The sequence below is a fragment of the Pseudomonas sp. 2725 genome (assembly GCF_050434585.1).
In the GTDB taxonomy this organism is placed as follows: Bacteria; Pseudomonadota; Gammaproteobacteria; order Pseudomonadales; family Pseudomonadaceae; genus Aquipseudomonas; species Aquipseudomonas jessenii.
On record NZ_JBNDIV010000007.1, the window covers coordinates 19,722 to 32,801 of the forward strand.

The window sequence follows — 13,080 nt, forward strand, 5'->3', positions numbered from 1 at the left end:
TGCTGTTTAGAAACTGTAGGTCCCCGTCACCACCAGACTACGCGGTGTCCCCGGCTGGATCTGGAATGCACTGGTTGCCGATTCGTAATACGTCTTGTCGCTGATATTGTTCAGCGCCGCGCGCAAATCCCAATCCTTCTGGCGGAAGCCTGCCAAGGCGTCCCAGCGGCCATAACCCGGCAACACGGTGGTGTTGAGGTTATCGGCATAGCGGTCGCCAACCAAGGTCAAGCCGGTTTCGGCGTACCAGCCCATTTCCGGTTTCCAGGTCAGGAACAGGCTGCCGTTGTGCTTGGCCACGTTGTTGATGCGCTTGCCTTCCAGGCCGTTGTTGTCCTTTTCGATGGTTGCGTCCTGCAGACCCACGCCACCGCGCATGTACCAGTTGCCGGTAATCCTGCCAGCGGCGGTCAGCTCGATCCCGCGAGAGCGTTGCAGCCCTGAAAGCAGGGTAATGGTCGGGTTGTTCGGGTCGCTGGTACGACGGTTGTAGAGCTCCAGCTCATAGATGGCCAGCGTGGTGCTCAGGCGATCGTCGAGCCAGTCGCTCTTCACCCCGATTTCTTTCTGCCTGGTCCGCTCCGGGCTCAGGTCATTGCTGTTACCTGCCGCGCCCGGGGTGATGCCGATCAAACCACCGCCGACCGGCGAGAACGTCTTGCTCCAGGAGGCGTAGAAGGAGTGATTTTGCAGCGGCGTCCAGACCACGCCAACGCGAGGGCTGGTGCTATGACTGTCACTGTCTTCGGAAATGTTGCGCACCTTGTTGGTCGACTCGATATCGAACGTGTCGTAACGCAGGCCGGCGAGCAATTGCCATTGATCGTTCAGGCGCAATTGATCCTGCACATACACCGCACGGCTCTCGACCTCGGTGTGGGTGTTGCTCGACACCACCATGCGCCCGGTATGACGCAAATTGCGGTCCGGGTTGTTCAGGTCCAGCGCCGGCACCGGTGAACTGCCCGGTCCGGAAGTGGCGGCGGTGTACAGCAACGGGTCGCGGCGCTGGCTGCCGATTTCGATACCGGTGAGCAAACGGTGCTCCAGGCCGAAGGTATCGAAACCACCTTCCAGCTCGACGTTGTTGTAGACATTACGGGTGTTCAGGTCCTGCTGCCAGTGCTGGCGCGTGACCTTGTTGGTGGCCGGGACATAGCCGGTCAAGTAAGTATTGTCGAAATCGCTGTCGAGTTTGAACACACCCAGGGTCTGGCGCAGTTGCCAGTTGTCGCTCAGTTCATACGTGAGTTTCGAGCGCAGGGACTGTGCCTTGTCGTCGATGAAATCGTTTTCGCTGCCGTAGGTCGTATCGCGTCCCACGTCTGCCGGGCGACCGTTTACGCCGGGGATGCCACGATCCGGCGTGCGGTTGTAGCGGCTGTATTCGTACTGCACCAACCAGTTCAGGTCGGGGGTCAGCTGCCAGCTCATCGAGGGCGCGAACAACTGGCGATTGCCACTCACACCATCACGAAAGCTGTTCTCGTCCATGTTGCCCATGTTCAGACGCAGGCTGATGTTCTCGGACGGGTCGGTGCTGAGGTCGGCATAGAGGCTGCGCAAGTCCTCGCTACCGCCCTGGGCTTCAATAGTCGAGCGGCGACCGAACTCAGGCAGTTTGCTCACCCGGTTGACGATGCCGCCCTGGCTGCCACGGCCATACAGCACAGCGGCGGGGCCTTTCAAAACGTCGATGCGTTCGATGTTGTGCAGGTCGCGAACGTACTGGCTGTCGTCGCGAATGCCATCGAGATAGAAGTCGTTGCTGGCGTCGAAACCGCGGATGCGCAGGCTGTCGAAGCGTGTGTCGGCGCCGCTGCTGACGTTGGGGATACCGCTGAGCGCCGTGCCCAGGTCGTTGGTGCCGTAATCCATGACGTTCGAGGTTTTGATCGAGTCGATGGCTTGTGGCACGTAGCGCACCGGTGTCGCGGTCCGGGTTGCTGTACTGGTTTGGGTTACGCGCGGGTCGTCGGCTTCAGCTTCGGCGCTGATCGATGTGGCAGGCAAGGTAGTCGGTGCAGCGTAGGAAAAACCGGCAGACAACAAGGCAGAGAGCCCAAAGCTGTAGGGCGCAAGACGAAAAGGGGCAGGCATTGAAGAGCGCATCCGTAGGATTTTAGATTGAAGCGTGTAGGAGGGCGCGGATAGTAATGCTTGTCATTTACTGTCGTTAGTTGTTATTGAGAATTTATCTCATTTGATTGTTTCGAATTGTGTCGGAGTTAATGCAAATGCCGACGCATTCATTCGACCGATTCAAGCAACAGACTGAAAGCCAATCCGGCGTTTTTCCGGAGCCGCTGCGGCACTAACCTGCCGACATCGAATTTTCCTGAATTTCTGTCGGAGCCTTCCCATGATCCTGCATTACATCTACGACCCATTGTGCGGCTGGTGCTACGGCGCCAAACCGCTGGTGCAGGCCGCCCAGGCTGTGCTGCCCGTGATTGCCCACGGCGGCGGCATGATGACGGGGGCCAATCGGCAAAAGGTATCGCCACAACTGCGCAGTTACGTCATGCCCCATGACCGGCGCATCGCCGAATACAGCGGGCAGCCGTTCGGTGAAGACTATTTCGAAGGTTTGTTGCGTGATCACACCGCCGTGTTCGACTCGGCGCCACCCATCGCTGCGGTGCTGGCTGCCGAGCAAATGGGAGGTCGCGGGCTGGAGTTGTTGGGGCGTTTGCAAAGTGCTCACTACGTGGAGGGGCGCCGCATCGCCGACGAATCGGTACTGATTGAACTGGCCCACGGCATGGGGCTGGACCGTCAAACCTTCGAAAGAGCCTTCAGGGTGGCCGACACCGAAGGCCATATCAGGAACAGCCGGGCGCTTTTGGCCAAGGTCGGCGGGCAGGGCTTTCCGACCCTGGCGCTTGAGCACAATGATCAATTCACCCTGATCGATATCGGGCCGTGGCTGGGCAAACCCCAGGCATTTGCGCAGTGGCTGAGTCAGTCGCTGCCCGATCAGGGATCATCCATTTCCGTAGCAGCCTGCGGCCTCGATGGCTGCCGTGATTGAATATTCCTGCTGCGTAAAGCAATTTCTTAGACGATTTTCGCCTATTTTTAGAAGATTCATGAAATTGACACATCGTTAAGGGCGCAGCTACGATTCGGCCACAACGCCTGTGGCCAACCGCCACGATCAAAAATTATAAAAAGGCCCGCCGCGAGAAATCGTGGGCGGGCCTTTTTGTTTTCGTCATGAAAAAAGAGCGCGATAGCGCCGTTTCGGCCGTTCGGCACAGCGCGTATCAACCGGAAATAAGGAAAAGAACAAAATGTTGAACAAGCGAATCAGCCTGATCGCTCTGGGGATGTTGAGTGCGACACAGGCCATGGCGAACGACCAGGCCGAATCCAAGGGTTTTGTTGAAGACAGCAGCCTCAAAGTGCTGCTGCGCAATGCTTACATCAATCGTGACTACAAAGACGGCAACCCGGATAAATCCGAGTGGGGCCAGGCGGCCATCGGCACGTTCTCGTCCGGCTTCACCCAAGGCACCGTGGGCGTGGGTGTGGACGCTTTCGGGTTATACGCTCTGAACCTGGAGCGCAACGAAGACCGTAGCGGCGCGCAAGGCATCGATTTCTTCAAAAAGGGCGACAGCGGCCAGCCGGCTGACGATCTGTCCAAGGGTGGCGCGGCGATCAAGTTCCGCCTGTCCAGCACCACCCTGACCTACGGCGACCAGATGCCGGCCCTGCCGGTGCTGAATTACGACAATTCGCGCCTGCTGCCGGAAAGCTACACCGGCACCCTGATCACCTCCAAGGAGATCAAAGGCCTGCAACTGGATGCCGGCCGCTTCACCGCCGAATCGCGCAAAAGCGCCGAAGGCCGTGACAGTGGTGGCTTGAAGTCGATCAACGTCTTGGGTGGTAGCTACCAGTTTACCGAGCAATTCAAGGCCGCGCTGTACGCTTCCGACGTCGAAGACGTGCTGAAGAAACAATATGTGAACGCCAACTACGTGTTCCCGCTCGACAAGGACCAGTCCCTGACCCTGGACTTCAACGGCTACCGCACCAAGCTGGAAGATTCCTACGTCCGCGAAAACGGTATCACCGGCGACGACAACAAGATCTGGAGCCTGGCGGCCACCTTCATCACCGGCCCGCACTCGTTCACCCTCGCACACCAGCGCAGCACCGGCGACAGCAACCTGGGCTACGCCTACGGCGGCTACCAGAAAGATCAAGGTCGCGTCGGCGACGGTGGAAACACCATCTACCTGGCGAACTCCTACTGGTCCGACTTCAACGCTGAAGACGAACGCAGCTGGCAAGTCGGCTACGGCCTGGACTTCAGCACCTTCGGTGTACCGGGCCTGAGCTACAACGTGGCCTATGTGCGCGGTGACAACATCACCACCTCCACCAGCGAAGGCGGCACCGAGCGCGAGATCTTCAACCAGATCAAATACGTCGTCCAAAGCGGCCCGGCCAAAGACCTCAGCGTGAAACTGCGCAGCTCGGTCCTGCGTGTGTCGCAGAAGTCGAGCGAGTACAACGTCAGTGGCAACGAAGTGCGTGTGTTTGTGGATTACCCGATCAACATCTTCTGATGATGGGTTGTGGTCTCGAGGTCTGATGCAAGGCTGAGAAAAAAGAAGAAGCCCCGACTGGTTCGGGGCTTTTTGTGACTAATTGGAATTTTCCAAACGGCTCTTTCAATGGCAATGGCGATGCCCTTCAAGATTGTCGGAAGTCTCTGAGGGAAAAAGAGGATCCACCTGATTTCTCGTGACGATTCAACAGGCTGAAATAGCAGTTGTTACCGTGAGAGATCACCGAATGAAAGCTCCAGGGGTAAAGGAAGCTCCTGATCAGGAAAGCTGGAAGGATCTAGGTTTGCCGGATCTGCGAGACATATCAATACTCTTGGAAACCAAGGTGGTTCGAGAGCTACCAGGGGCCGTTGATGTCTGCTCCGCTCTAAGGCAGGTAGCGCTAGGTTTTGGATTGCATGAAGGGACTGACACGGTGCTGATCGAAACGCCATATTTACCCGTGACGGTTCGGCGTGAGCATCTACGTCACATAGTGGAAAAACGCCCTAACGCCCGAGAGCGTTTCACTGAATTTGCTGTAGATACGCTGAAGAATCCATTAGAAATCTGGCGGGTTTCCTACAGCGATGACTCCTATCGTCTCGCCTTCATTGGCGCATACCACACAAAGTACCAAATGTTGGCAGTAATCCATGTTGACCGTGGGTATGTACTTTGGAACTTCATGAACTGTGACAAAAAGGCGCTGAACAAGCACCGACACGGCGGGTTGGTTTATCAACGTTACCTATTATCCAAACAAAAAAAGCAGCCTGAGTAGGCTGCTTTTTTTGAGAAGCTTGCTTGATATTGTGCTCCCTCAAGCAAGGGAGAAGAGGTCTCACCCGAGCGCTGATTTTCAGGTCATCAACGGGGTTCCTAACGCCGACTATTGCCACCTGAAGGCAGTCGGTTTCGCGCTCTTGGGCAAATTCTCTGTCACAGATGATGTTTGTGTCAACCCGAGCGGTAGCCTTGTGGTGGTGTTGGTCAGATCGGCGAAGTCGCGCACATCGACATCTGACTTTTTTACGATGGGGACCATTACAAAATGGAGAAATTGATCGAAACAACAGGGGGTAATGATTCCTCGGCGGAAATGCGGATAGCTGGTGTGCGCAGTGAAACGGGCTTGCGCAATGCTTGATGCTCAAACCATTCGCAGGAATATCGACTCGGTTGACGAGGTGATCGAGGTTGCTGTGGGAGGTAACAGAAGGGGATATCGAACAAATCAGTTTCAGAAGGACTTGCTGGAGTTTGTTCGCGATATGAATGAGAGCCGCATCAGCTCTATCGCGCGGGGTAAGCCTTAACAAATGCATTCGCGATTCATCGCGAACGTGTCGTCCGCAGCGACATGTCCCGAAGACGTGTCGCAAAAAGTGGAAAATTGCGACACGTAAGTAATTGGATGACAGAAAAAACGGTATAGAGTCCTACAGTACTCATTACACCGCGTAACGAATGAAGTTCCCGCTCCCACCTTTATCCCTTCCAGCAAACTCCATAAATTGAGCTCCAACGCCTCTCCCATCATCCCGACGGGAAGGTCACTGGAGTTTCCCTCATGCCTTTCGTAACCGTACGCATCACCCGCGATGGCGTTACCTCTGAGCAGAAAGCTCAGGTGATTGCCGAGATCACTGAAACACTGGAACGCGTCCTCAACAAACGCCCTGACCTGACCCACATCGTGATCGAGGAAGTCGACACCGATAATTGGGGTTACGCCGGCATTACCACCACCCAGTACCGCAAGCAACTGGCCGAGGCGGAAGGGCAGTCATGACGTCCTCCGTCACCATCGATTTCATCTCCGATGTGGTGTGCCCCTGGTGCGCGCTGGGGGCGACGGCGCTGGAGCAGGCGATCGAGAACGTGGCCGGGGAAGTCTCGGTCGAGCTGACCTACAAGCCGTTCGAGTTGAACCCGGACATGCCGGCCGAAGGTGAGCAAGCGGTCGAGCACCTGATGCGCAAGTACGGGAGAACAGCCGACGACGTCGCCGCCGGCAAGGCCATGCAAATCGCTCGCGGCGAGGCCATTGGTTTCAAGTTCGATCTGGAGAAGCGCACGCATTTCTACAACACCTTCGATGCGCACCGATTGTTGCTGTGGGCGTTGCAGGAAGGGCGACAAGTCGAGCTGAAGAGGGTGCTGCTACGGGCCTATTTCAGCGAAGGCCAGAACCCGAGCGATCAATCGACGCTGGTGCGTCTGGCGACTGAAGCGGGGCTGGATGCGACAGGGGCGAGAGAGGTGCTGGCGTCCGACGCATTCGCCAGCGAAGTGCGTGAGCTTGAAATGTATTACCGCCAGCACGGCATCAACTCGGTTCCGGCCATGGTGCTGAACGGTCGCCACCTGGTGTCCGGTTCGCAATCGGTCGAGTACTACGAACAGATGTTGAGACAAATGGTGAACGCCCCGGCCGAAGCCTGATTACAGATTTCTACCCCACTTTTAATTGTCAGAGGTCTTCATCATGAGCATTTCGAAAAAAGTCATCGTTATCACCGGCGCATCCCAGGGTCTCGGCGACGGTATGGTCAAAGCTTTTCGTGAACTCGGTTACCGGATCGTCGCCACTTCGCGTTCGATCAAGCCGTCCACCGATCCGGACATTCTCACCGTGGCCGGTGACATCGGCGAGCCGGAAACCGCCCGGCGCGTCATCCGTGAAGCGATTTCCCGTTTCGGTCGCATCGATACCCTGGTCAACAATGCCGGGATCTTCATCGCCAAGCCGTTCACCGCGTACACCGCAGAAGACTACGCCAATGTGCTGTCGGTGAACGTCAATGGCTTCTTCTACATCACCCAACTCGCCATCGCCGAGATGGAAAAGCAGGGCAGCGGCCACGTCGTCAACATCACCACCAGCCTGGTGGACCACGCCATCGACGGCGTGCCATCGGTGTTGGCTTCACTGACCAAGGGCGGCCTCAACGCGGCAACCAAATCCCTGGCCATCGAATACGCCAAGCGCGGGATCCGGGTGAACGCGGTCAGCCCCGGCATCATCAAGACCCCCATGCACGGCGAAGAAACCCACGCAGCACTGGGCAATCTGCACCCGGTCGGACACATGGGCGAGATCGATGATATTGCGCAAGCGGTCGTGTATCTGGACGGCGCCAAGTTCGTCACTGGCGAAATCCTGCACGTAGACGGTGGTCAGAGCGCGGGACACTAAAGGCGCGTTTCCAAACCCCGGAAACAACAAAGCCCCTGCATTTCTGCAGGGGCTTTGTTTTGTATGGTGCAGCACCAGGAATCGAACCCGGGAACTACTGATTACAAGAATCAGGCCTTCAATGTGAGAGCACCGCAGGGGTGTGAGTTTCGCCAACACTCGCCCACGACTGGAAAAGCACGGTGAATCAATTCGCCCTCTACGAGGAGCGCTTCACCAGACCGTACATCTAGATTATGATCGCGCTGCCGCCTGACCGTAATCCTCTAAACTACGGGCCATTCCCCCGATCGCTACCCGATTCTACCTCGTTTGGCAGCAAATGCCGCGTTGGGCCTCCCGCACTGGCACCAATTATCCCAAGCGTATTGCGAATACTAGAAAAGATGATCTTTATAAAAAATAATAAACTTTTCTCCTGCTTATACTTGCTGGCAGTCATCATAACCATCGGCGTGGTGTACTCACTGGGCTTCCGGGAAGCGGCAAGCCAGATTGCGATCGCGCCCGAGCGCCTGAGAAACTTCACGTTCCCCATCTGGGAGCAACACGCTTTTTCGCAGCACGGTTTCCTCGTCTTCTATTCGATGGAGGACTATGCAAATAAGATCGCGTATTCCAACCACTCCACTGCTTATCTGTTCTACATGTACGCCCTCTATAAAGTGGAAATGTATGTGCAGGCATTACCGATGAGAGTGACAGGGGCTTTCCTGAACATCATTTCATTGGCAGGCGTTACGTTCTTTTTTCTGTCCCGCCTGGTGGAAAAGCGCCTGGCATTCGGTCAGGGCCTGCTGATTCTGTTATCGGTCGTATTCATGGTGTCGATGCCGGGATTCTGGATTTCTTCGGCCAGATTCAACGTCGACAATACGTTCCCATTGATATTTGCGTTCCAGGCGCTGGCTGCGTTCTTGATCTGGAAAAATCGGGAACGATCCGGAGCGGTCATGACAGTGATCGTGTTGTTTGCCGTGTTTTCTCCGATCTCGGCGGCGTTGCTGGGCGCCGCCTTGCTGGTTTGGGCATGCCGCAGCGACGGTCTCGACAGACGGATGTGTCGTCTGGCATTGGTGGCCCTCGTTGCGGCCGTTGCCTTCTATCTGCCGTCCCCACTGATATCGAAGGCACTGGGTTTCACCTCGTCCAACAGCGGCTGGCTGTTTCGCGCTGGTCTGGATGGCGACACCACTTATTTCACCAACATCGTGAAGTCGGTACTTGTTCCGCAGTTCCCGCGGCCATTTCCGACCATTGCCGTGCCGATCCTGTTCCTGGTAGCCCAGTTGGCCTGTTTGCGCATGATCAAACGGCGTGAACCTGCCGGCGTTGCGGCACCGGCGGGGACCTCCCCGTTGGCCGGCGTCAGCATGTTCTACTACCTGCTTTTTTCGCAATACGTGATGACCAGCCTGCTGTGGCCGCAGGCCGTTGCCATTCATCCGTACCTGTATGACTACCTGCTGATGGCACCGGTTTTCGTCGCGATTGTTCTGAATTTTGCGTTCAAGCCCTCACCGGCTGCGTTGCGTTTCTGGGCGCTGGTGCTGTTGTTCTGCATTTCCTTCCATCTCCAGCAGGTCGCGCAGGCAAAATGCCAGGGGTGTTACTACCCGGGCGCCTGGGACGCGAGCATCAAGCAGCCATGAAGACCGTCGCCATTCTTCAGTCGAACTACATACCCTGGAAGGGCTATTTCGACATGATCGCTGCGGTCGATGAGTTCATCCTCTACGACGACATGCAGTTCACCAAGAACGACTGGCGCAATCGCAACCTGATCAAGACGCCGCAAGGCGTCCAGTGGCTCAGCGTGCCTGTCGGGCAAGGCATCAGTCGCCGCATTCGCGAAGTCGAGCTGGCCCCTGCCTGGCAGGCCAGGCACTGGAAAACGCTGCAGAGCAACTATCGGCGAGCGCCTTTCTTCGATGAGGTCGCCCAGTGGCTCGAGCCGCTCTATCTGGTGGAGACCCACACGGGTCTGTCGTCGATGAACCGGAAGTTCATGGAAGCGATTTGCCGATACATCGGTATTGAAACCCGCATTACGAATTGCTGGGACTATGTGTCTGCCGGCGACAAAACCCGGACTGCCCGCCTGGTGGACCTTTGTCAGCAGGCCGGTGCGACGCACTACCTGTCGGGGCCGGCGGCAAAGGACTACATCGAGGCGCCGCTGTTCGACGCCGCCGGCATTGCGCTGCAATGGTTCGATTACGCCGGCTTCCCCGAGTATCCGCAACTCTGGGGGGAATTCACCCATGGCGTCACCGTCCTGGATCTGCTGTTCAATTGCGGCAAGGATGCGCGCCGTTACATGAGGCATGTCAAAGCATGAGGCTGTCCATCGTCGCCACGCTTTACCGCTCGGCCAAGTTCGTCGAGGAGTTCCATCTCCGTGCAAGCCAGGCGGCACAACAACTGGTCGGAGACGATTACGAGATCGTACTGGTCAACGACGGCTCGCCCGATTCAAGCCTGGAACTGGCCGTCCAGTTGAGCGAAGCCGATCACCACGTGGTAGTCGTCGATCTCTCGCGCAACTTCGGCCACCACAAGGCCATGATGACGGGCCTGCGACATGCCCGCGGTGAACGTGTCTTCCTGCTCGATAGCGACCTGGAGGAAGATCCGGCATGGTTGCTCTCGTTCAGCGAGCAGATGGAGCGCGAAAAGGCCGATGTGGTCTACGGTGTCCAGCAGCAGCGAAAAGGCAAGCACTTCGAACGCTGGACCGGGCAGGTGTTCTACAAACTCTTCCGTTTCCTCAGCGGACTGGATATGCCCGACAATATCGTCGTCGCCAGGCTGATGTCGCGCCGCTATGTGGATGCGCTGATTCAGCACGACGAACGCGAGTTGTTCATGGCGGGTCTGTGGGTCATCACCGGTTTCGATCAGCGTGCGCAGGCCATCGACAAGCGCAGTCGCGACGAGACGACCTACACGCTGGGAAAGAAAGTGGCACAACTGGTCAATTCGATTACTGCCTTCAGCAGTGCACCGCTGGTGGGAATCTTCGGCGTGGGCTGCGCGATCTTCCTGCTGTCGGCCGCCTACACGAGCTTTCTCGTCGTCAACTGGCTGCTCCTGGCGAACCCACCCAGCGGCTATACGTCGCTGATGGCTTCGATCTGGCTGCTCGGCGGCCTGATCATCGCATTCGTCGGCGTGGTCGGGATTTATCTCGCCAAGATCTATTCCGAAGTCAAGCAGAGACCCTACACTATTGTCCGGCACGTCTACCGTCAGGCTGAGGCGCGGAGTATCGAATGAAAAAACTCATTATTTTTGGTCTCACCGACGCCGCCGAGCTCGCACTCTATTATTTTTCCAACGACTCCGGCTATCAGGTCGAGGCGTTTGCCGTCGATCCCGCCTACATGCCGGCCGACAAGAGCTTCAAGGGATTTCCGGTGGTGGCATTCGATGAAGTCACCCAGATCTACCCGCCAGACCGGTATGTCTTTTTCGTCGCGCTCGGCTATTCCAAGCTCAACCAGATCCGTAAGGAAAAATATCTGGCAGTCAAGGAGCTGGGCTACGAAATGGTCAGCTACATCAGTTCGCGAGCCTCGGTGCTGACAGAGGACATCGGCGAGAACTGCTTCATCCTGGAAGACAATACCGTTCAGCCCTTCGTGCGCATCGGCAACAACGTGACCATGTGGAGCGGCAATCACATCGGACATCATTCGCGTATCGAGGACCACTGTTTCCTGGCCTCGCACATCGTCGTATCCGGCCGTGTGACGATCGGGGAAAGCTGTTTTCTCGGCGTCAACGCAACCCTTCGCGATCACGTCACCATCGGCGAGAAATGCATCATCGGCGCCGGCGCGCTGATTCTTGGAGATGTCGCTGCCGAAGGCGTGTACGTTGGACAAGCCACCGAACGGTCGCGCGTGCCGAGTACCCGCGTCAGGAACATCTGAAGAACCTCATAATTGGCGTGAAGACATCCCATGTGGAAAAAACTAGGAAAGATATTCTGCGCAGAAGGGCAGAGCGATTGGTTGTATTCTCACGCGATGATTCCCATTGCCGAGCAGGTGGATGGCGACCTGTATCGCATCTATTTCTCATCGCGCGACAAGACTAATCGCGGACACGGCGGCTTCCTCGAGATCGACATGCGGGACCCGACCAAGGTCTTGCGCGTCCATCCGGATCCGGTCCTCGAACCGGGCGACCTCGGATGTTTCGACGACAGTGGCGCCTTGCCCAATTCGATCGTCAACGTCGGTGGCCGCAAGCTGCTGTACTACACCGGGATCAACCTGGGCGTGACGGTGAAGATCCGCAATTCCATCGGCCTGGCCGAATGGAACGAGGCCACCCAGCGCTTCGAGAGGCTGTTCCGCGGCCCCGTCATCGACCGCACCCGCGATCTTCCTCACTTTGTCGCCACCCCCGAGGTGCAGTTCGAGGCCGGACGATTCAGGGCTTGGTTCACCTCCTGTGTGCGCTGGGAGCAAGGCCCTTCGGAAGCGAAGCACTTCTATCATCTCGAGTATGCTGAGTCCGCCGACGGGATCGAGTGGGAGCGCAACGGCACGGTTGCCATCGAGTTCCGTGACGAACACGAGTACGCCCTGGGTGTGCCGCGCGTGCTCAAGGATGCGGACATGTACCGGATGTGGTTCTGCTCCCGGGCCACGAAGGACTGCCCCACCTACCGGATCCGCTACGCGACCTCGTCCGATGGCGTGCAATGGACGCGACACGATGAGCAGGTGGGAATCAACGTATCGGAATCGGGTTGGGATTCGGAGATGATCTGTTACCCGTTCGTCTTCGATCATGCCGGTCGACGCTACATGCTTTATAACGGCAACGGCTATGGCAAGACGGGTTTCGGGATTGCTGTCTGGGGAGACGAGTGATTCTAATGCAGCGCTGGCGGCCCGTGATCAGGCCCATTCTCCGTTACGCAGTCGTCGGCGTCGCCTGCAATGCCATCGGTTATGCGGCCTACCTGGCATTGACGTGGCTGGGCATCCCATTCAAGCTGGCCATGAGCTTCCTGTACGTGCTTGGCATCTGCATCAGCTTCCTGGGCAACCGCAACTGGGCGTTCGAGCATCGCGGCAACGTCGTGGGGACGGCATGGCGCTTCGGCCTGGCGCACGCTGCCGGCTACTTGCTCAACCTGGCCTTGCTAACCGTGTTTGTCGACAAGCTGGGATATCCTCATCAGTGGGTCCAGGCCGCTGCCATTTTCGTTGTAGGAGGTTTCTTGTTCGTCGTCTTCAAGCTATTCGTCTTTCGTCATGATCAACCGGATGGGAACCAGGCGTGAAGATCTGT

The 13,080-nt window shown here is 57.2% G+C and carries 13 protein-coding genes; 12 read left to right on the plus strand and 1 reads right to left on the minus strand.

The window, feature by feature from the left end; translation table 11 throughout:
- Nucleotides 1-6: 6 nt before the first annotated feature.
- A complete protein-coding gene (locus tag ABIE16_RS20200) occupies nucleotides 7-2,100 on the minus strand; it encodes a TonB-dependent receptor (protein WP_218495327.1) in 2,094 nt (697 codons plus the stop codon).
- Between the two features lie 262 nt (nucleotides 2,101-2,362).
- On the opposite strand from ABIE16_RS20200, the gene ABIE16_RS20205 reads away from it, so the two are divergent.
- The 12 genes from ABIE16_RS20205 to ABIE16_RS20260 all read left to right on the plus strand — a co-directional run bounded on the left by ABIE16_RS20205 (nucleotide 2,363) and on the right by ABIE16_RS20260 (nucleotide 13,072).
- Nucleotides 2,363-3,034 carry a DsbA family protein gene (locus ABIE16_RS20205; protein WP_218495326.1) on the plus strand — a complete coding sequence of 224 codons (672 nt, stop codon included), beginning with the start codon at nucleotides 2,363-2,365 and terminating at the stop codon, nucleotides 3,032-3,034.
- A gap of 262 nt (nucleotides 3,035-3,296) precedes the next feature.
- Nucleotides 3,297-4,583: an OprD family porin gene (locus ABIE16_RS20210; RefSeq protein ID WP_429521794.1), complete on the plus strand. Its 1,287-nt coding sequence runs from the start codon at nucleotides 3,297-3,299 to the stop codon at nucleotides 4,581-4,583.
- A gap of 178 nt (nucleotides 4,584-4,761) precedes the next feature.
- Nucleotides 4,762-5,349 carry a PBECR2 nuclease fold domain-containing protein gene (locus tag ABIE16_RS20215; protein WP_429521795.1) on the plus strand — a complete coding sequence of 196 codons (588 nt, stop codon included), beginning with the start codon at nucleotides 4,762-4,764 and terminating at the stop codon, nucleotides 5,347-5,349.
- A 789-nt stretch (nucleotides 5,350-6,138) separates the two neighbouring features.
- On the plus strand, nucleotides 6,139-6,360 hold the full coding sequence (locus tag ABIE16_RS20220; RefSeq protein WP_090452556.1) for a tautomerase family protein: 222 nt from the start codon (nucleotides 6,139-6,141) through the stop codon (nucleotides 6,358-6,360).
- Nucleotides 6,357-7,013: a DsbA family oxidoreductase gene (locus tag ABIE16_RS20225; RefSeq protein ID WP_057712437.1), complete on the plus strand. Its 657-nt coding sequence runs from the start codon at nucleotides 6,357-6,359 to the stop codon at nucleotides 7,011-7,013. Before ABIE16_RS20220 ends, ABIE16_RS20225 begins: the two co-directional genes overlap by 4 nt.
- A gap of 43 nt (nucleotides 7,014-7,056) precedes the next feature.
- Entirely contained in the window at nucleotides 7,057-7,767 is a 711-nt protein-coding gene (locus tag ABIE16_RS20230) for an SDR family NAD(P)-dependent oxidoreductase (protein ID WP_057399229.1), read from the plus strand.
- A 428-nt stretch (nucleotides 7,768-8,195) separates the two neighbouring features.
- The gene (locus ABIE16_RS20235; RefSeq protein WP_429521796.1) at nucleotides 8,196-9,419 is read left to right on the plus strand and encodes a hypothetical protein; all 1,224 of its coding nucleotides are present in this window, start codon (nucleotides 8,196-8,198) and stop codon (nucleotides 9,417-9,419) included.
- Nucleotides 9,416-10,108 (plus strand): WbqC family protein, encoded by a 693-nt coding sequence (locus tag ABIE16_RS20240; protein ID WP_429521797.1) that lies wholly within the window; start codon nucleotides 9,416-9,418, stop codon nucleotides 10,106-10,108. The genes ABIE16_RS20235 and ABIE16_RS20240 overlap by 4 nt, the downstream gene beginning before the upstream one ends.
- On the plus strand, nucleotides 10,105-11,046 hold the full coding sequence (locus ABIE16_RS20245) for a glycosyltransferase family 2 protein (protein WP_090452563.1): 942 nt from the start codon (nucleotides 10,105-10,107) through the stop codon (nucleotides 11,044-11,046). Before ABIE16_RS20240 ends, ABIE16_RS20245 begins: the two co-directional genes overlap by 4 nt.
- On the plus strand, nucleotides 11,043-11,705 hold the full coding sequence (locus ABIE16_RS20250) for an acetyltransferase (protein WP_429521798.1): 663 nt from the start codon (nucleotides 11,043-11,045) through the stop codon (nucleotides 11,703-11,705). The genes ABIE16_RS20245 and ABIE16_RS20250 overlap by 4 nt, the downstream gene beginning before the upstream one ends.
- 30 nt (nucleotides 11,706-11,735) lie before the next feature.
- Nucleotides 11,736-12,656 carry a hypothetical protein gene (locus tag ABIE16_RS20255; protein ID WP_429521799.1) on the plus strand — a complete coding sequence of 307 codons (921 nt, stop codon included), beginning with the start codon at nucleotides 11,736-11,738 and terminating at the stop codon, nucleotides 12,654-12,656.
- Between the two features lie 5 nt (nucleotides 12,657-12,661).
- On the plus strand, nucleotides 12,662-13,072 hold the full coding sequence (locus ABIE16_RS20260) for a GtrA family protein (RefSeq protein ID WP_090452568.1): 411 nt from the start codon (nucleotides 12,662-12,664) through the stop codon (nucleotides 13,070-13,072).
- Nucleotides 13,073-13,080 lie beyond the last annotated feature (8 nt).

Bases quoted from the DNA above. Each gene is read 5' to 3' on its own strand.
- ABIE16_RS20225 (WP_057712437.1), top strand. From the start codon at position 6,357: ATGACGTCCTCCGTCACCATCGATTTCATCTCCGATGTGGTGTGCCCC.
- ABIE16_RS20220 (WP_090452556.1), top strand. From the start codon at position 6,139: ATGCCTTTCGTAACCGTACGCATCACCCGCGATGGCGTTACCTCTGAG.
- ABIE16_RS20260 (WP_090452568.1), top strand. From the start codon at position 12,662: ATGCAGCGCTGGCGGCCCGTGATCAGGCCCATTCTCCGTTACGCAGTC.
- ABIE16_RS20240 (WP_429521797.1), top strand. From the start codon at position 9,416: ATGAAGACCGTCGCCATTCTTCAGTCGAACTACATACCCTGGAAGGGC.
- ABIE16_RS20250 (WP_429521798.1), top strand. From the start codon at position 11,043: ATGAAAAAACTCATTATTTTTGGTCTCACCGACGCCGCCGAGCTCGCA.
- ABIE16_RS20230 (WP_057399229.1), top strand. From the start codon at position 7,057: ATGAGCATTTCGAAAAAAGTCATCGTTATCACCGGCGCATCCCAGGGT.
- ABIE16_RS20210 (WP_429521794.1), top strand. From the start codon at position 3,297: ATGTTGAACAAGCGAATCAGCCTGATCGCTCTGGGGATGTTGAGTGCG.
- ABIE16_RS20205 (WP_218495326.1), top strand. From the start codon at position 2,363: ATGATCCTGCATTACATCTACGACCCATTGTGCGGCTGGTGCTACGGC.
- ABIE16_RS20200 (WP_218495327.1), bottom strand. From the start codon at position 2,100: ATGCCTGCCCCTTTTCGTCTTGCGCCCTACAGCTTTGGGCTCTCTGCC.
- ABIE16_RS20245 (WP_090452563.1), top strand. From the start codon at position 10,105: ATGAGGCTGTCCATCGTCGCCACGCTTTACCGCTCGGCCAAGTTCGTC.
- ABIE16_RS20255 (WP_429521799.1), top strand. From the start codon at position 11,736: ATGTGGAAAAAACTAGGAAAGATATTCTGCGCAGAAGGGCAGAGCGAT.